Source organism: Methylovulum psychrotolerans (assembly GCF_002923755.1).
Taxonomy (GTDB): domain Bacteria; phylum Pseudomonadota; class Gammaproteobacteria; order Methylococcales; family Methylomonadaceae; genus Methylovulum; species Methylovulum psychrotolerans.
The window spans coordinates 14,980-33,945 of record NZ_PGFZ01000007.1 but is presented as its reverse complement, the minus strand read 5'-3'; the positions used below and the strand labels follow the sequence as shown (position 1 = coordinate 33,945).

The 18,966-nt window shown below is 52.8% G+C and carries 10 protein-coding genes and 3 tRNA genes; 3 read left to right on the top strand and 10 right to left on the bottom strand.

All coding sequences use genetic code 11. From position 1 onward, the window contains the following. Positions 1-13 precede the first annotated feature (13 nt). From thrS to AADEFJLK_RS14810, 4 genes are all read right to left on the bottom strand, one after another. On the bottom strand, positions 14-1,921 hold the full coding sequence (thrS, locus tag AADEFJLK_RS14825) for a threonine--tRNA ligase (RefSeq protein ID WP_103974813.1): 1,908 nt from the start codon (positions 1,919-1,921) through the stop codon (positions 14-16). Positions 1,922-1,987: 66 nt separating this feature from the next. Next, positions 1,988-2,064 (bottom strand) — tRNA-Val (locus AADEFJLK_RS14820). Between the two features lie 76 nt (positions 2,065-2,140). After that, positions 2,141-3,136, bottom strand: coding sequence for an Rpn family recombination-promoting nuclease/putative transposase (locus AADEFJLK_RS14815; RefSeq protein ID WP_103974812.1), 996 nt, complete (start codon positions 3,134-3,136; stop codon positions 2,141-2,143). Positions 3,137-3,159: 23 nt separating this feature from the next. After that, the gene (locus AADEFJLK_RS14810; RefSeq protein WP_103974811.1) at positions 3,160-4,377 is read right to left on the bottom strand and encodes an FAD-dependent monooxygenase; all 1,218 of its coding nucleotides are present in this window, start codon (positions 4,375-4,377) and stop codon (positions 3,160-3,162) included. 253 nt (positions 4,378-4,630) lie between these two features. Here AADEFJLK_RS14810 and AADEFJLK_RS14805 point away from each other — a divergent pair, with 253 nt between their 5' ends. The 3 genes from AADEFJLK_RS14805 to AADEFJLK_RS14795 all read left to right on the top strand — a co-directional run bounded on the left by AADEFJLK_RS14805 (position 4,631) and on the right by AADEFJLK_RS14795 (position 13,443). Then, positions 4,631-10,120 (top strand): glutamate synthase-related protein, encoded by a 5,490-nt coding sequence (locus AADEFJLK_RS14805; RefSeq protein ID WP_103974810.1) that lies wholly within the window; start codon positions 4,631-4,633, stop codon positions 10,118-10,120. Positions 10,121-10,203: 83 nt separating this feature from the next. Next, a complete protein-coding gene (locus AADEFJLK_RS14800; protein WP_103974809.1) occupies positions 10,204-11,940 on the top strand; it encodes a sulfite reductase subunit alpha in 1,737 nt (578 codons plus the stop codon). 153 nt (positions 11,941-12,093) lie between these two features. Next, positions 12,094-13,443, top strand: a complete 1,350-nt coding sequence (locus AADEFJLK_RS14795) for a cyclic di-GMP phosphodiesterase (protein WP_103974808.1) — start codon at positions 12,094-12,096, stop codon at positions 13,441-13,443. A 9-nt stretch (positions 13,444-13,452) separates the two neighbouring features. Here the strand turns inward: AADEFJLK_RS14795 and AADEFJLK_RS14790 are convergent, their stop codons facing one another. The 6 genes from AADEFJLK_RS14790 to lon all read right to left on the bottom strand — a co-directional run bounded on the left by AADEFJLK_RS14790 (position 13,453) and on the right by lon (position 18,959). Further along, complete coding sequence (locus AADEFJLK_RS14790) at positions 13,453-13,809, bottom strand: DUF2489 domain-containing protein (RefSeq protein ID WP_146054619.1); 357 nt, start codon at positions 13,807-13,809, stop codon at positions 13,453-13,455. Between the two features lie 118 nt (positions 13,810-13,927). Then, positions 13,928-15,808, bottom strand: coding sequence for a SurA N-terminal domain-containing protein (locus tag AADEFJLK_RS14785; RefSeq protein WP_103974806.1), 1,881 nt, complete (start codon positions 15,806-15,808; stop codon positions 13,928-13,930). Positions 15,809-15,888: 80 nt separating this feature from the next. After that, a tRNA-Asp gene (locus tag AADEFJLK_RS14780) sits at positions 15,889-15,965 on the bottom strand. A 6-nt stretch (positions 15,966-15,971) separates the two neighbouring features. Continuing rightward, positions 15,972-16,047 (bottom strand) — tRNA-Val (locus tag AADEFJLK_RS14775). 12 nt (positions 16,048-16,059) lie between these two features. Beyond that, a complete protein-coding gene (locus AADEFJLK_RS14770; protein WP_088620404.1) occupies positions 16,060-16,332 on the bottom strand; it encodes an HU family DNA-binding protein in 273 nt (90 codons plus the stop codon). 194 nt (positions 16,333-16,526) lie between these two features. Further along, positions 16,527-18,959 carry an endopeptidase La gene (gene lon / locus AADEFJLK_RS14765; protein WP_088620403.1) on the bottom strand — a complete coding sequence of 811 codons (2,433 nt, stop codon included), beginning with the start codon at positions 18,957-18,959 and terminating at the stop codon, positions 16,527-16,529. Positions 18,960-18,966: the final 7 nt, after the last annotated feature.

Sequence of the window (18,966 nt, the reverse complement as noted above, 5' to 3'; positions counted from 1 at the left end):
TCCAAAAATACTATTATTTTCTGTCTGCAACCGTATGTTTTAACTGTTCGGTAAATTCATGGATTGTCAGACTGCCTAAATCGTCACCTTTTTGCGTCCGCACCGTAACTGTTTGTTGTTCTAATTCTTTGTCACCGATAATGACCAGATACGGTATGCGTTGCATAGAGTGCTCGCGGATTTTAAATCCTATTTTTTCATTTCTCAAATCTATTTTGACCCGGAAACCTTGCTGCGCAAGACTATCCGCTACCTGCCCCGCATACGCATGATGGCGGTCGGCAATGGTCATCACTACGGCTTGCACGGGAGCCAACCAAGCCGGAAACGTTCCCGCATGTTGTTCAATCAGGATGCCGATAAAACGCTCTAAAGACCCCAAAATAGCCCGGTGCAGCATCACCGGCACTTGTTTGGAACCATCTTCGGCAATATACACGGCATCTAAACGGCTAGGCATGGAGAAGTCAACTTGGATAGTACCACATTGCCAGACCCGACCGATGCAATCTTTTAAAGAGAATTCGATTTTAGGGCCATAAAATGCCCCTTCGCCGGGCTGCAAGTCCCAAGCCAAGCCTTTGCTGTCCAACGCCAGTTGCAGGGCGGCTTCGGCCTTGTCCCAAACGGCATCGTCACCGACGCGGTTTTCCGGACGGGTCGATAGCTTGATAATAACCTCTTCAAAACCAAAATCTTTATAAACCGCAAACAGCAAGTCAATAAAAGTGGCAACCTCTGCTTGGATCTGGCCTTCAGTACAGAAGATATGGGCATCATCTTGAACGAAATTGCGAACCCGCATCAAACCGTGCAAAGTACCCGACGGCTCGTTACGGTGACAAGAACCGAATTCCGCCAAACGGATCGGCAAATCCCGGTAACTTTTCAAGCCTTGATTGTATATCTGGATATGGCAAGGGCAGTTCATCGGCTTAATCGCGTAATCGCGGTTTTCCGAATGGGTGGTAAAAATCATGCTGCCGAACTTATCCCAATGCCCAGACCTCTCCCATAAGGAGCGGTCAACCAATTGCGGGGTTTTGACTTCGGCATAACCGTTCAAACGCAATTTGGCACGGATATACTGCTCGACTTGCTGGTATAACGCCCAACCTTTCTCATGCCAAAATACCATTCCAGGCGCTTCTTCTTGACTATGGAATAGATCTAATGTTTTCGCCAACTTACGGTGATCGCGTTTTTCCGCTTCTTCCAAGCGGTGCAAATAGTCTTGTAAGGCTTTTTTATCCAGCCAAGCCGTACCATAGATACGCTGCAACATGGCATTATTTGCATCGCCACGCCAGTAAGCCCCAGCAACCTTCATGAGTTTGAAAGCCCCTAGTTTCCCGGTACTGGGAACGTGTGGGCCACGGCACAAATCGGTAAAGTCGGCTTGCTCGTACAAAGACAAATCTTGATCGGCAGGGATGGCATCAATGATTTCGGCTTTGTAATGCTCGCCTAAGCCACGAAAAAAGCCGCTTGCCTCATCCCGGGGCAAAACCAAACGCTTAACGGGAAGGTCTTGAGCCACCAGACGCTGCATTTCCGCCTCAATGGCGGCCAAATCGTCAGGGGTAAAGGGGCGTTGATAGGCGAAGTCATAATAAAAACCGTTTTCTATGACCGGCCCTATAGTGACTTGCGCTTCGGGAAACAGATGCTTGACCGCATGGGCGAGAAGATGCGCCGTAGAATGGCGGATAACGTCCAGCCCTTCAGGGTCTTTGGAGGTAATGATTTGCAGACTGACAGCGTCGTCAATCAGATAACTGGCATCCACTAACCGACCGTCAACCTTACCTGCCAGCGTCGCCTTCGCCAAACCGGAACCTATCGATTTGGCAACATCCATAACCGTTACAGCTTGTGCAAAATCACGCTGAGAACCATCAGGAAGAGTAATGACTGGCATTTTTGAGTCTATTCGATTAATTTCTGTGCAATAAAAAAGCACTGCGTTGCAGTGCTTAAGAAAATCTGGTAGGCGCGATTGGACTCGAACCAACGACCCCCACCATGTCAAGGTGGTGCTCTAACCAACTGAGCTACGCGCCTGAAGTTGTAACTTCAAGGCCGTCTATTATATCAACAGATTTTTTTTGTGCAACTATTAATTTATTTCACCGCCATTTTATCGCTGGCCCAATAACGCTTTTAAGTGTGCCAACTCGGCTTGCGCCGCCAGTTTTTCGCGCTCGGCCACTGCCGCTTTTTGTTGGGCGACGACCTTTTCCTGTTCAGCAAGCTGCCGCTCCTGCTCGGCGGCTAGCTTCTCTTGCTCGGCAATCTCCCGCTCCCGCTCGGCGGCTTGCCTCTCCTGCTCAGCGACTTCCCGCTCCTGCTCGGCGGCCAGCTTCTCCCGCTCGGCATCAATCTTAGCTTGCTTAATCTGAAGCAGCTCTTCTTTAGTTTGGCGCAACTCCTCCAACTCATAATCAATATCAGCCTGCACGCGCAAGGCGTTTTGCCGAGATTGGTACGCATGGTAATCGCGTTCTTTTTCCGAAAATTGCCTTAAGACACTCATCGCTTGCTCCATTTCTGGGGTAGACATCCAGTCGGGCAACTGCACATCATCCAATTGCCCGCCATGTTTAAAAAAACGCAGCCAACGCTGCTGTTCGTTCGTAACGCTTGGTACGTCAAACTTGCCCAATTCGACCAACCAAATGCCGCCGTGTTCCAATAACCGCCGCCCCTCACGGTCGCGCCACTGATAATCGCGCAAATAGCACCCGTCATCAGGCAGCATTGCCTTATCCAACAGCCAAACCGAATACGTCGGCTGGAGCAAACCGTACCGCTGCCCTTCCTTAAGTTGCTGGCTATATAAATCCGCCCAAGTGTACAACATACGCGCCGGCAAATGACGATGGTTGAGCAATTGGATCTCAATCTGATAGAGATTGCCCTCGCTGTCTTCCGCCTTCACGTCAACAATATTGACCTTGTCGTCAAGCGTCTCCTTGCCGTTATACGGGTTGAGCAACTCCACCGCGCGGATCGGCGCTGGCAAATCATCGCCCAGCAAAGCATTTAAAAAATGCACCAACAAATTGCGGGTTTCCACCGCGCCCAACAACGCCTTAAAAACGCAATCCACTTTCGGATCAATACGGTGCTTCATACCTATCCCCCGCCCGAATCCGCTTAAAGAATCGGCTCGGCCTTGGCAAGCTTAGGCAAATTACCCGCCAAGCCCATCGCATTGCGCATAACGATATGTTTGGCGGGCAAAACCCGCTCCGCCAAACCCAAACCCAAATTACGCAACAGCCTGACCGGCAAAACATCGTTGCTGAACACTTGATAAAATACATCCATGACCGTCATCATTTTTAGGTTTTCATGGCGGCGCAACTGCTCGTAACGCTTAAGCACCGCAACATCGCTGATATCTTGGCCTTTTTTGACCGCCCCCACCAACACCTCCGCCAGGGCGGCGGCATCCAACAGGCCGATATTCACCCCCTGCCCCGCCAGCGGATTGATGGTATGCGCGGCATCGCCCACGAGCGCCACCCCTGCTTTAATGTAATGCTGGGCGTGCTGGCGCTTCAACGGAAAACTGGTGGCCGCCAACACCTGCTCCACTTGCCCCAGACAATCGGGAAAAGCCGCCACCAATTCATCCTTAAGTTCCGCCAACGGCAACGCTTTTAGGCGTTTGACTTCGTCCGGCGAGTGATACCAAACGATCGAACCAAAATGCCCGGTCAAGGGCAAAAACGCCTGCGGGCCACTGGGCACAAAACGCTGCCAAGTAATATCCTGCTGCCCATAAGCGGTTTCTATATAAATGACCAACGCATGCTGGTCATAATCCCAACTGGTCACCCCCAAACCGACCGCTTGCCGGACCCGGGATTGCCCGCCGTCCGCCGCGACCAAAAGCCGTGCCGACAATATCCGCCCGTCCTCCAGTTCCACCTCGCTCAAACGCCCAGGCGCGTAATCTATCGACTTAATAGTCGCCGGACACATCAATTCGATATTGGCAAAGGCCTGCAAACGCTCCAACAACGCCAATTGAGTGACACGGTTCTCGACAATATAGCCCAATTCAGGATAATGAATGTCGTCGCTGCAAAATTCGGTGTCGCCCGCCGTCTCCCAAACCCGCATCCTACGGAACGGGCAGACGCGCCGCGCCACCAGCCCCTCCCACGCCCCGACCGTGGCCAAAATGTTTTTTGAAGCGATGCTCAGGGCGGACACCCGCAGGTCATGCGCCTGCTCCGGGGCAAACGGCACGGGCGGCGAAGCCTCGATTACCGCGACTTTCAGGGCGCTGCCACCCAAACCGCAGGCCACAGCCGCCCCGACCATACCGCCGCCTATGATCACCACATCAAAAATTTCTTTCATATTAATCAACTATCAAGTAATCTAAATTTCTGCAAATAAAAATGGCCGTAATGTGACAGATAAACGCGACTGTATTACAATTAACGGGTTTCGCTAACTGAAAATTATCTTACAAAGCTTGCCGTCTGGCACCGCACCAATGTGTGCCATTGACTCTATCACGCATTGCCAAAAAAAACGACCACGCATTGCAAGAAAAAACATACACTGTACGCTGCATATTTACAGCATGAATAGACAACGGGGCCGCCTCATGAACATACATTCCCGATTAACCCAACAAGAAGCCATGCTTTATAACCCCGAACTATCGCAAGATAGCTGCGGCGTAGGTTTTATCACCCACAAACAAAGCAAGCAAACCCACGACCTGCTGGCCAAATCCCATGATGCCTTATGCACCATCCCACACCGTGGCGGCATGAGCGCGGAAGGTATTGGCGACGGCGCCGGGGTCAACATTGACCTGTCGCGGAATTTTTTCCGCAAAATCACCGGCATCGCCGATTTAGAGCTAGGCCAGTTTGGTGTCGCCAACTTCTTTTTCCCGGAAGACCACGACCATTACGACTCGACCGCCCAAGCCATGGTCGAACGGCACCTGCAAGCCGCAGGGCTACCGATTTTATTGTGGCGGGCTGTGCCTATCGACAAAAGCGTCCTTAACGATGCCTCCGTCAAAGCCCAATTACCCATTAAACAGTGTGTGTTTGGCCGCCCCGAAGCCTTACGCGATGCCTCACATGCGGTTTTTGAAAGGCATATCCAAGCCACCTTGCTAGACATTGAAGTGGAAGGCTACAGCCTACCCGAACTGACAGGCTTTTATCCGCTGTCGATGAGTTCGCGCACCCAAGTCTACAAAGGCCGCCTGAATTCTTTTGAGGTCATCCCGTACTTTACCGACCTGTACGACACCGACCACGAAATCAGCACCCTCTTCTTCCACACCCGGTTTTCGACCAATACCGCCCCCGCCACTACCATGGCGCAGCCGTTCAGATATATGGCGCATAACGGCGAGTTGAACACCGACAAGAAAAACCGCCTGAGCGAAAGCGCGATTGCCCGGCAAAATAACAAACACATTATTTTCCCGTGCGGGCAATCCGACTCTGGCCGCTTAGACCAAACCCTGTCGCGGCGCATCAATGAAGATGAAATGGATATTGTCACCGCCGTCTTGGCGATGATGCCGCCCGCTTGGGAAAACGACACCACCTTGTCGCCGCAGGTACGCGCCATGTTCGAATACTTCAGCCTTTACGAAGAAAAAAACGACGGCCCGGCAGCGCTGATTTTCTCCGACGGCATCCGCGTCGGTGCCCGGCTGGACCGCTTAGGCCTGCGCCCTTTGCGTTCGGTTGAAACCGGCGAATACCTGTGCGTCATGTCCGAAGCCGGACAGATTGACTTCCCGCCCAAAGAAGTCATCAAACGTGGCCGCATCGAAGCAGGCGGGATGATCTATTTTGACCACACCACCCAACAGGCTTACAACACCCGCGAAATCATGGAGCGGCTCGCCGCCGAGCAAGACTATCAGGCCTTGTTAGTAAAACGTTGCCTGCATCTGACGGAATTGCCGCCCGTCCCCTTAGCGGAACTGACGTACAACACCACCTTCAACGTCGACCAACAACATACCGCTTATTCGCTGAACCAAGAAAGCTTTAAATTCTTGCTTGACCCCATGCTGGCGACCGGCATGGAAAAAGTCACCGCAATGGGCTACGGCATTGCCCCTAACGCCCTGTCAGGTGCCGAAGGCGGCATGTCCCGCTACTTTAGCCAACGCTTTGCGCAAGTCACCAACCCGCCGCTGGACTCCATCAGAGAAAGCGATGGCATGACCTTACGCGTGGCCTTAGGCGCGAAACCGAACTTTTCGGACGCACAGACCCGGCAACTGGTCATCGACACGCCTATTTTACAACGCACCCAACTGGAGCAAATCCGCCGCCAAACCGCCGTCAGCACCATTACCTTAGACGCGCTATACACGCCGGACTTTGCCGATGCCCAGCTCAATGCCGACAACCTAGAACAAGCCTTGGCCGTAGTCTGCGACCATGTCGAACAAGCCGCGCAAAACAATGTCGGCATTATTATTTTAAGCGACATCAACATCAGCCAGAACCAAGCGGCCATCCCTGCCATCCTGATGATAGCCGCCGCCAACCAACGTTTGGTCAAACAAGGCCTGCGTTTTAACTCCTCGCTGATTGCCGAAACCGGACAGGCCGCCAGCCCCCATGACATTGCCACTATCTTAGGTTTCGGCGCGTCGGCGATTTGTCCGCTCAGCGTCCACAACCGCGTCATGAGCCATTACGCGCCTGCCGAACAGCAAAAAATTCTCGATAAATTCCAAAAAGGCACGGAAAAATCGTTAATGAAAACCATGGGCAAATTCGGCTTGTGCACCGTCGAAAGTTATATCGGCGGCGAGTTCTTCGAATCGAACTACCTTGACACCGACGAGCCCAAGCTCAGCCCGTATTTCCCCAACATCCACGCCTCCGTCGGCGGTGTCCGCTACGCCGACTTGGCTGCCAGCGCCACCGAATGGCACCACAAAGCCCTATCGGTACACGAAGAAAAGGACATCCCTTTCTTAGGCCTGTTCAAAGAACGCCAAGACGGGGCCGGCCATTCCTACGGCAACACCGCCGTGCGCGAATACATCAACATGACCGACGAGGCGATACTCTACATCCCTCAAGAGCAAGCCCCTACAGCCAGCGACACGGCCTATTTGGACTTCGGTTACGAAAAACGCACCGACGTACAATTGGACAGTTTCGGCATCACCCCTGCCTACCGTAGCTTCACCAAGAACCTCTATCAAGAACGCGCCGAGCGGCCAGCCGCCCTGCGTGACATCATGGCGTTTCCGGCCGATGTCAGCAGCGCACAAACCTGTGCCGATTTTGACCGCAGCTTAGGCCAGCAAAATCTGCGCGGCAACATCAACTATTTGGTGCGAGGCCTCAGCGTCAAGCAAACGGCTACCGGCAGCTTTACCGTTAGCTTAGACGGTAACCCGTCCAAAGCCCGCTTAGAACAGCTTGCCGCCCATCTGCAACAGCGTTTCGGCGCGGCGGGCGACAGCGGCTTTAGCTTGACCGTCACCGCGGAGGAACTGCGGGTCAGCACCCCTGAAACCAGCTTACTGGCGGGCTATTTACAAGCCGTCAAACCCGCGCGTGACCCTATCGCCCTAGCCGATGTGCAGCCCGCCCATACCATCACCCCGACCTTAGCGTCAGGTGCGATGAGCCACGGGGCGTTGTTGGCGGAAGCCCATGAGGCCGTCGCCTTAGGCACCAACATTGTCGGGGGCTTAAGCAATTCAGGTGAAGGCGGCGAGCATTCCAGCCGCTTCAACACCTTGCGCTCCTGTAAAATCAAACAGTTCGCTTCTGGCCGTTTTGGCGTATGGGCAGGCTATCTGGCCGATCCGACCATCCAAGAAATTGAAATTAAAATCGCCCAAGGCGCGAAACCGGGTGAAGGCGGACAATTGCCCGCCGCGAAAGTATCCGTGGAAATTGCCGCCTTACGCGGCGGTACGCCCCGGGTCGAACTGGTCAGCCCGCCGCCGCACCACGACACTTACTCCATCGAAGACCTAGGCCAACTGATTCACGATGCCAAAGCGGCACGGATCAAAGTCGGCGTTAAGCTGGTGTCTTCCGAAGGCATCGGCACTATCGCCGTCGGCGTCGCCAAAGCCGGTGCCGATATCATTAACGTCGCAGGCAATACCGGCGGCACCGGCGCGGCGGCCGTCACCAGCCTCAAGCACAGTGGCCGCTCCCCTGAAATCGGCATTGCCGAAGTCCATCAGGCCCTGGCAGTCAATGGCCTGCGCGAAAAAGTCATTCTGCGTTGTAGCGGCGCCCACCAAGGCGGTATTGATGTCGTCAAATCGGCGATCTTAGGGGCGGACTCGTTTGAATTCGGCACCACCGCCCTGATGATGCTACGTTGCGTCATGGCGAAAAACTGCAACATCAAATGCCCGGCCGGCCTGACCACCTCACATGAAGAATTTAAGGGCGACCCGCGCGTCCTGGCCCAATACTTCATGAACTTGGCGCACGAAGTCCGCGAAATCTTGGCTAGCCTCGGCTATACCAGTTTGCAAGACATCCGTGGCAAAACCGAACTGCTGCATTTGATTGACCACCCTTGCATGGTCGGGCAAATTGATCTGCATAAAATGCTGGCCGAAGTCGAAGAGATCAAAATCGCCAAACCGATTTATTTGGAGGCTAATTTTAGTGTCGATGACCGCATCATCGAACAAGTCAAAAACACCTTGATCCGTGACCGCCAAGAGCAAGTCATCATCGAAGGCGACGGCTTCAAACTCAATAACCGCAACAAAACCGTCGGCGGCCAAGCGGCGATAGATATTGAACGCCTGTTGGCCTACCAACTGGATGCCGACAGCGTCGCCGCCGCGAAAATCATTTACCAAACCGCCACAGGCCGCCGTTATTTCGCCCCTGACAGCATCGTCATCCGCACCACCGGCTCGGCGGGACAAAGCTATGCCGCCTTCCTCAACGACGGGATGCGCATGGAACATCTGGGCACTTGTAACGACGGGGTTGGCAAATCCGCCTGTGGCGGCACCTTGGTGATCGAATCTCCGGGGGGCGGCATCAAAACCCCCGGCAACAACGTCCTGATCGGCAACTTCGCCCTGTTCGGCGCAACCGGCGGCAAAGCCTTCATCAACGGCGAGGCGGGCGACCGCTTTGCGGTCAGAAACTCCGGCGCGATGGCCGTCGTGGAAGGCGTGGGCGATTTCGCCTGCGAATACATGACCAACGGCGCGGTGCTGAACATCGGCGGTTTCGGCAAAGGTTTTTGCAACGGCATGTCCGGCGGTAACGCCTACCAGTACGACCCCGAAGACCGTTTGGAAAAATTGTACGACAAATCCTCGGTGGCCTTGCACCGTCTGACCGAAGACACCGACACGGCGCGCGGGCATGAGCAGTTTATTCTTGCCATGTTGGAGCAACATGCCGATAATGCGAATTCGAGTAAAGCCAAAAACTTACTGGTAAACTGGGCGCAAGAACGTGGGCATTTCAAATTTGCCGTACCGCTCTGGCTATACAAAACCCAAGATGCGCAGTATCTGCAACAAACCACCGACCGCAAAGAAATGCTCGAAGAATTGGCGCAAGAATTGGCGCGTCAACAAATAGGGCAAGTCAAACAGGCTTACCTGAGCACACAACCCTTGTTTGGCGGCATTATCCCCGATTACGGCAGCAGCGACACCGACTTGACGTTTAAGCTCATTAACAGCTTTGCGGTATTGGACAAAGCCCAACAAGTGGCGCGTGACAGCCTCAAACATCTGCCGGAAGCCTTACGCGGGCAAAGCCAGATCGAACAGGCGGCGCGTAAAATCATTCTGGAACGTCCGCGTAAATTACAAGAGGCGCTGGTCAAAAACACCCGCGAAGCTTACAGCAACTACAGCGACGGGCATTTGGCATGGCTGCTGGCCGCCAAACGCCTCAATGACTATAAAACCGCGCTGATTAACCGTTCGGTGCAAAGCATTTATTCGATAGGCTCCACCGCTTGGATTATTGAGCAAGAACAGATCAATAAACAAGCGTTGGCAGGCATCCCATCCATAGAAGCCTACTTGGCCAGCTTGGTTGGCTTGGGAATTGCTCAAAATTTATTGAGCGAACCTACCGCCTGATCCCTCGCACTTTAACCACTACCCCGGCCTCCGGTCGCCTTGGCAACCGGAGGCCGATTGATAATTGATTTTGCAGTGACATAATGAAAACACCTCAGATTCCCTTAGACGCGCCTTACAGCGCCAGCCAGAGAGCTTGGTTAAGCGGCTTTTTCGCTGGTATGCACACCCGTATGATACAAACCACCGATTCTGCCAGCGCAGACGTGCGGATCCTGGATATCCTGTACGGCAGCCAAACCGGCAACGCCGAAGCGGTGGCCAACGATGCCGCCGCCATCGCCAAAACCCACGGCTTAAAGCCTGTCGTGAGAAGCATGGACGAAATCAGCGTTGCCGATTTAGCGGCTATGGAACATCTGCTGCTCATCACCAGCACCTACGGCGAAGGCGAAATGCCTGATAACGCGCAACTGCTCTGGGAATCGGCACAGGCCGACACCGCCCCTACCTTACCAAAACTGCACTATTCGGTCTTAGCTTTAGGCGACACCAGCTATGACCTGTTTTGCCAAGCCGGCAAAGATTGGGACAACCGCTTGCATCAACTTGGTGCTACGCGCGTGTACGAACGCACCGATTGTGATGTCGATTTTGAAGAACCCGCGCACGTTTGGCTTAGTGCCGTCATCCCGCAAATGGCTGACGGGGCCGCCACCACTATCGTGAGCGCCGACACCAGCACCAACGACAAACCGCAATACCACCGCAAAAACCCGTTTCCGGCCAAAATGCTGGCCAACCGCTGGGTCACTAGCCCTGACTCTTCCAAAGAAACCCGCCATTATGAAATTTCCATTGCCGGTTCGGGCCTGACTTATGAAGCGGGTGATGCCTTATGTGTCGTACCGACCAATTGCCCGGACTTGGTTGCCGAACTCTTAGCTGCCATCGGTTGCCAAGGCGACGAAGAAGAACCTGTCAACGGCGAACTGATGCCGTTACGCGAAGCTTTACGCACCCAATTTGAGATCAAAAACCCCAGCAAAGAACTGTTGGAAGAAATCGCCAAACGCTCCGGCGACCAAGAACTGAACGGCCTGTTAAGCGCGGGCAGCAAAGACCAACTCAGCGATTACCTCTGGGGACGCGATACCCTAGACTTGTTGCTACAATTCCCGCAAATGGAATTTTCCGCCGCCGAATTCATCAGCCTGTTAAAACCCCTGCAACACCGCGCCTACTCCATCTCTTCCAGCAGCAAAGCCTACCCCGACACCGTCCACCTGACCGTCGCCAGTGTCCGTTATGATAGCCATAACCGCCAGCATAAAGGTGTCTGCTCGACGTTCCTGGCCGATCTGGTAACATCGGACACCGAAGTGCGGTGCTTTTTTACCCCCAACAAAGTCTTCCGTGTTCCCGAAGACAACAGCCTGCCGATGATTATGGTCGGCCCTGGCACCGGTATCGCCCCGTTCCGCGCCTTCTTGCAAGAACGCCAATGCCGACAAGCCACCGGCAAAAACTGGTTGTTTTTTGGTGACCGTAACGCCGCCACCGACTTCCTGTATCAGGACGAACTGGCCGACATGCAGGCCAGCGGCTTATTGACCCGTTTGGACTTGGCTTTTTCCAGAGACCAAGCCGAAAAAATTTATGTCCAAGACAAAATGCTCGACAATGCCGCCGAACTGTTCGCTTGGCTGGAAGCAGGCGGTTATTTCTTCGTCTGTGGCGACGCTTACCGGATGGCGAAAGATGTCGACAAAGCCCTGCATGAAGTCATCGCCCAACAAGGCAAGCTAAGCGCAGAACAGGCCGCCGAATACGTTAACCAATTGAAAAAAACCAAACGTTACGTCCGCGACGTGTATTAAGCACGCTGGCAGCCCTTGCTGGGCAAGGGCTGCCAAACCGCTAAAAAAACCTTAAAAAAAAATGTTTTTTTTAGGTAAAATTACCTTTACATCCCGAAAAAACTGCCTATCATTATAGCTAATATCGGTTAATCTGTTTATAAGAAGCCTCTCATGCTTTCGACCCTGTGGCCTTTCCGGCAGCAAAAAAAGCTTAAAAAAACCACTCCTAGCCTAGGTGGCTTAGGCACGTCGGTCGAAAAAAGCTATACGCCGATTGACCAGTTGCGTTTAGGCATGTACATCGTCGAGCTTGACCGCCCTTGGTTGGACTCGCCGTTTATGTTCCAAGGCTTTGAAGTGCGCACCCAAGCGCAATTGCAGGCGGTTAAAAACCTTTGCGCTTATGTGTATATAGACGCGACCAAAACCCGTACCCTCTCCCAAACCAACAAGCTTGGCGGCAATGCCGCAAACACTAGCCTGTCAAAGGTTATCGACTTTAAAAATACCGTTCCGCCCCAAAAACTGGGTTCATTTGAACGGGAAATCGTCAAAGCGGAAAAAGCCCATGCCCACACCACCAGCTTGATCAACGATTGCATGAAACAAGCGGCGCAGGGCAAACAAATTGACGGCTGGTTGGCGAAAAAGGCCATCACCGATTGCGTCAACAGCGTCTTGCAGTCTCCCGACGCGCTGTTATGGCTGATCCGACTGAAAGAAAAAGACGAACACACCACACGGCACAGCTTAAATGTCGCCGTGCTGTCGATCATCCTAGGCCGTCACCTTAACCTGCCGGAAACGGCTTTGGTGAACTTAGGCATGTGTGGCATGTTGCATGACATCGGCAAAATGCGCATCCCTTATAAGCTCATCAGCAAAGAAGGCAAGCTTCAAGGCGACGAGCTAAAGCTCATGCAGTCACATACCATACTCGGCTATGAGTTGCTCAAATCCAGTGACAACATAGATTCTTGCGTGTTGGAAACCGCCTTGACCCACCACGAACGCCTAGACGGCAACGGCTATCCGCGCCAGCTTAAGCAAGCCAGCATCTCCGATTTTACTAAAATCGTCACAATTGCCAGCACTTATGACTCGATAATTAATGGCCGTCCTAACCAAGCCAGCAAAACTCACCTGGAAGCCACCCACCAGATGACCAAACTGGTCGGCAGCAAACTGGACCGCGACTTACTGATTAAATTTATCGAAAGCATGGGGGTTTACCCGCCCGGCTGCATTGTTCAAATGACCAGCGGGGCACTGGCGATTATTGTCGAAGCCAATGAACGCATGAAATTGCGCCCTAAAGTCGTAGTGCTGCGTAACGAAGAAGGCCGAGCCATGCCTGAAGAAATCGTCGATTTGGCAAAAATGGCCACCGACAAAAAAGGCAACGTTTACACGATAAAAAATGTCGTCGACCCGCAACACCACCACATCAACCCCAAACAATACTACAGCCCTAAGTTTATCGACAAAGGCTTTAGCTTTAGGAAAATGGCGAAGTCGTAGCTGCCTCCCTTATCCGTCATCCAACCCGCACACCCCATTACCCCCAAACCGCGCCACCAAATTGCGTAAAGCCTCGGCGCTTAACCCCCTTGCCCAAACAGTTGCCGCCTCGATGCTTGGCTGATGCCGCAGCAAAGCCGCTTTTGACCAATATTGCCTTGCCGGCCCAATCGGCAAACCATCTAGTTCCGATGCCATGACAACAAACAGCCTAAGCCCGGCATCATGTCTTGCAAGTGCCGGATCATGACTGAGTTCCGCCAATTCAAAAACCCCTTCCAGAAACGCCAACTCGCCGCTTAACATCGCTTGCGCAACCGAGGCGACACGCTGCCGGGTTGCGCTCATCTCTTGTTCATTGGCCATAAATACCCATCCGTACACCAAACCCACCTTGTGGGTAACCCCCCAAAAGCCGCAAACAAAAAAGCCGCCATAAAAGGCGTTTCCGGCGGCTTTACCGCTTCCTAAAGGCCTTATAAGACTATTCGGCAGCGGCTTGCGCCTTATTGCTTACCACAGAAATATCCGCATCGGCCTGCAAACTATTAAGCACCGCATTAAACTCGCTCTGCCCCAAGGCATTGCCCATGCTCTTTTTCGCCAACTCCAATTGCGCTTTATCGCTTTCGCCCATCACCCCTTCGGTGACTTTATTCAGGCTGACGACAACTTGCTCGCCTGACGGCAAAGCGGCGATAAAAATGCTTGGCTTATTGGCGACGGGCTTAGCGGCCTTAAAAATCGCCTCGACCAAAGGTGCGGGCAAATCCGTTTTCCGGCGCGTCAGACCCTGGGCAGTTTTCAGCTCCAGCTTAGCCTCGCCCGCCACTTGCTGGATGGCCTCGCCTTGTTGTAAGCGGACTTTAAGTTGCTTGGCCCGTTCAACTGCCGATTGCTTGGCCTTATCCATTGCCAAAATCGCGCTAATATCGGTTTTTACCGCCGCCAAGTCGCGTGTCGCGGCCGGTTTATGCTCGTGCATACGCAACACTACCAACTTATCGCTACCCTGCTCAATAGGTGCGCTGTTATTGCCATGCAACACCTCGTCGGTAAACGCCGCGCTACGGATTTTATCGTCGGCAGCTACCCCGTCGCCTTTTTCCTTAGTGAACAAAGCGGAAGTCTTAATCGTCAGGCCTAAGGCATCGGCAGCCGCCTGTAAACTGTCAGGATTTTGATAACTGGCTTCGGTCAATTTTTCGCCCGCCTCGTAGAAACCATTTTCCGCTTGGGCTTTTTGGTACGCCTTAGCGACTTCATCCTTCACGCTGTCATAAGGCTTGATTTGCGCCGGCACCAACTCGGTCACTTTAATCAGATGGTAGCCGAAAGCGGATTTGACCGGCTCAGACACCTCCCCCAACTTCAAGCCCGTCGCGGCGGCCTCAAAATCCTTTTCCATCACCCCCGCGCTAAACAAGCCCAAATCGCCGCCTTCTTTGGCAGTGGCCTTATCATCGGACAGTTCGGCCGCCACCTTCGCAAAATCCTTGCTAGCCAGCTCCAGCTTGGCTTTTTTAGCCTTTTCCAAGGCCGCCTTCTCATCCGTCTTGGCATCGACAGCAAATAAGATATGGCTGATTTTACGGCGTTCGGGCGTGGTGTACTGGTCTTTTTGTTCGGTATAAAAAGCTTTCAGCTTGTCGTCACTGACCTCGACCTTTTTCGCCAGATCCGCTAACGACAACTCGATATAATCGACCGACAACTGCTCAGGCGCTTGGTAAGCATCCTGATGCTGCTGATAATAAGCCTTAATCTCCTCGTCCTTAGGCGGTTCGGCGGCGACCTGCACGGGCACGGTCAAATACTCGACATCACGTTGCTGGTTTTGGATTTTGAAAAAACCCTCCACATCATACTGGCTGGCAAAGCTGGTATCGACGATGCTGTGTTGGAACTGCTCCATCACCAGCGCGTTTTTCACCCGCCCGACAAATTCATTAGAGGACATATGCTGGGTCGCCAGCAAAGCCTTATATTTGGCATCATCGAAATGGCCGTCGGTTTGGAAGTATTCCAAACCTTTAATAAAGTCACGGACAGCCTCATCAGTGGCGGTCAGCCCGCGGGATTGGACGTACTGCAACAACACCTCGTCTTTAATCAACTTTTGCAGGGCTTGGGCTTTTAAGGCCTGTTCATCAATACCCATGCCCCGCAAGCTTTGGCTATACTGCTCGTAGGCTTTATTGACATCACGCTGATAAAAATCCTTGTCGCCCACCGAAGCGACCGCCGCTTCCTTACCATTATCCATATAGTTGTTGATGCCCCATAACACAAACGGCACACCAATCAATAATAAGATACCCCCTGCAAAAGCACCTTGCGATTTTTCTCTAATTGTCGTCAGCATAAGCTCAGGCCCTAATAAATCCGATGTATGATGCAAAAAAAAAGCCCCGAACCAAAGTGGTACGGGGCTTTTGATTTTTTTGGCGAAGTGGACGGGGCTCGAACCCGCGACCACCGGCGTGACAGGCCGGTATTCTGACCAACTGAACTACCACTCCAAAGTCTGGTGGGTGCTGAGGGGATCGAACCCCCGACCCTCGCCTTGTAAGGGCGACGCTCTCCCAGCTGAGCTAAGCACCCGACTAATGCTGACTAGTTTACAGCATCTTTTAAAGATTTACCAGCTTTAAATGATGGAATTGTTGCTGCTTTGATAATTATTTCTTCACCGGTCTGCGGATTACGGCCTTTACGCTCGGCACGCGCTTTCACGGAAAAGGTACCAAAGCCCACTAAAGCCACGGAATCACCCGCTTTTAATGCAGATTCTACAGCTTTAATAAAGCCATCCAACGCGCGGCCGGCATCGGCTTTGGTTAATTCTGAAGACTCCGCTATAGCGTCGATAAGATCCGATTTATTCATTATTCCCCCCTCAGGAAGTCATTGTTATAGGTGTTGTGCTAGGCTGATGTGTAATTCTTATGCCCTGACAGCAGCAACACAAGAAACACTGTTATTTATATCAACTGCCATTGTGTAGTGTCAAGCTTTAAAGATAGCCGAGGCCACGTTTACCAAGGCTTGCCGTAGGTCGGCAAGCCTTGGCGCAGACCCTATTAATGGGCAGTCAATCCAGTTTTTAAGGCCTTGACACTATCCGCATCGCTTTTCGCCTTTTCTTCAATAACCAGTTTCTCAATAGGAACAGGTACATACTGCAAAGCCACCGCCAACACCTCATCAATCCAATGTACCGGCTTAATGGTCAGGTTAGCCTTGATATTATCGGGTATTTCCACCAAATCTTTTTCATTGTCGGCAGGAATTAAAACGGTCGTGATGCCGCCCCGGTGCGCCGCCAATAACTTCTCCTTCAAACCGCCAATCGGCAACACTTCCCCGCGCAAAGTGATCTCGCCGGTCATCGCGACATTGGCGCGTACCGGAATCTTGGTCAAGGCCGAAATGATCGCCGTACACATGCCAATACCCGCGCTAGGGCCATCTTTCGGGGTTGCCCCTTCAGGGACATGGACATGGATATCATTTTGCTGGAACACCTCGTTATTAATGCCGAGAATATCCGAACGGCTCCGCACCACGGTCATCGCCGCCTCAATGGACTCTTTCATGACATCGCCCAATTTGCCGGTCGCCGAATGCTTGCCCTTGCCCGGAATCACCGCCGTTTCGATAGTCAGCAATTCGCCGCCGACTTCCGTCCACGCCAAGCCAGTCACCTGGCCGATTTGGTCGCGCTCTTCGGCCACGCCATAATCAAAGCGTTTCACGCCCAAATAATCGCCCAGATTCTCGGCGGTCACCACCACCTTGCCGCCGACCGACTTTAACAGCAGGGCTTTGACGACTTTCCGGCAAATCTTGGAAATGTCCCGCTCCAAGCTGCGCACTCCCGCCTCGCGCGAATAATAGCGGATCATATTCTTGACCGCAGGCTCAGTAATTTCAATTTCGTGCAATTCCAGGCCATTATTTTTCACTTGCTTAGGCACCAGATAACGCAAAGCGATATTAATCTTCTCGTCTTCCGTGTACCCGGCCAAGCGGATCACTTCCATCCTGTCCAGTAACGCGGGCGGGATATTCATGGTATTGGCGGTGGCGACAAACATCACATCCGACAAATCGAAATCGACTTCCAAATAATGGTCGGAAAAAGTATGGTTTTGCTCAGGGTCCAACACCTCCAGCAGTGCCGAAGCCGGATCGCCCCGGAAATCCGCCGCCATCTTGTCGATCTCATCCAACAAGAACATTGGGTTGCGGGTTTTTACCTTAGCCAGATTTTGCAAAATCTTGCCCGGCATAGAACCGATATAGGTACGCCGATGACCACGGATTTCCGCTTCGTCACGCACCCCACCCAAAGCCATGCGCACATATTTGCGGTTGGTGGCACGGGCGATCGACTCGCCTAACGAGGTCTTACCCACCCCTGGCGGCCCTACCAAGCATAAAATCGGCCCTTTAAGCTGCTTGACGCGCTGATGCACCGCCAGATATTCCAGAATCCGCTCTTTGACCTTTTCCAAGCCATAATGCTCTTCTTCCAACACCTGCTCGGCAATTTTCAGGTCATGGCGCACCTTGGTCTTTTTCTTCCACGGCACATTGACCATCCAGTCAATATAATTGCGCACCACCGTCGCCTCAGCCGACATCGGCGGCATCAGTTTCAGCTTATTCAGTTCGGTTTCGGCCTTGGTTTTGGCTTCTTTCGACATCCCCGCTTCGGCAATTTTCTTTTCCAGCTCCTCAATCTCATTGGTGGCATCTTCCATGTCACCCAATTCTTTTTGGATCGCCTTAATCTGCTCGTTAAGATAATACTCGCGCTGGTTTTTCTCCATCTGCTGCTTAACGCGGACGCGGATTTTCTTCTCCATCTCCAGAATATCCACCTCGCCTTCCATCAGCATCATCAGGTTTTCCAGACGGCTTTGGATATTGGGGTTTTCCAAAATTCCCTGCTTATCTTGAACCTTCAGGCTCATGTGCGCCGCCATCGTGTCCGCTAAACGGCTAGGGTCATCAATGCCCGCCAACGAGGTCAGCACTTCAGGCGGGATCTTGTTATTGAGCTTAACGTATTGCTCGAACGAACTGATCGCGGTGCGTTGCAGCACATCCTGCTCTTGCTCCGACAAGTCCCAGACCTCTTCCATCGGCTTGACCACCGCCGAATAAAACGCCCCGGCATTATGATAGGAGACCACGTTAATGCGTTGGCTACCCTCCACCAACACTTTCACCGTCCCGTCCGGCAATTTCAGCAATTGCAGGATATTCGCCAGCGTCCCCACCTGATACAGGTCGGTAATGTCCGGTTCGTCGACCTCGGCTTCCTTTTGCGCCACCAGCAACACTTGCTTGCTGTCACGCATGGCTGCGTCCAAGGCATCAATTGAGCGCTCACGCCCGACAAATAAGGGGATGACCATGTGCGGGTACACCACTACATCGCGTAGCGGCAAAACCGGAATGAAGACATCGCTTGGCTGTAACTCTGTCATGTTATGTGTTTCCATAAATGCG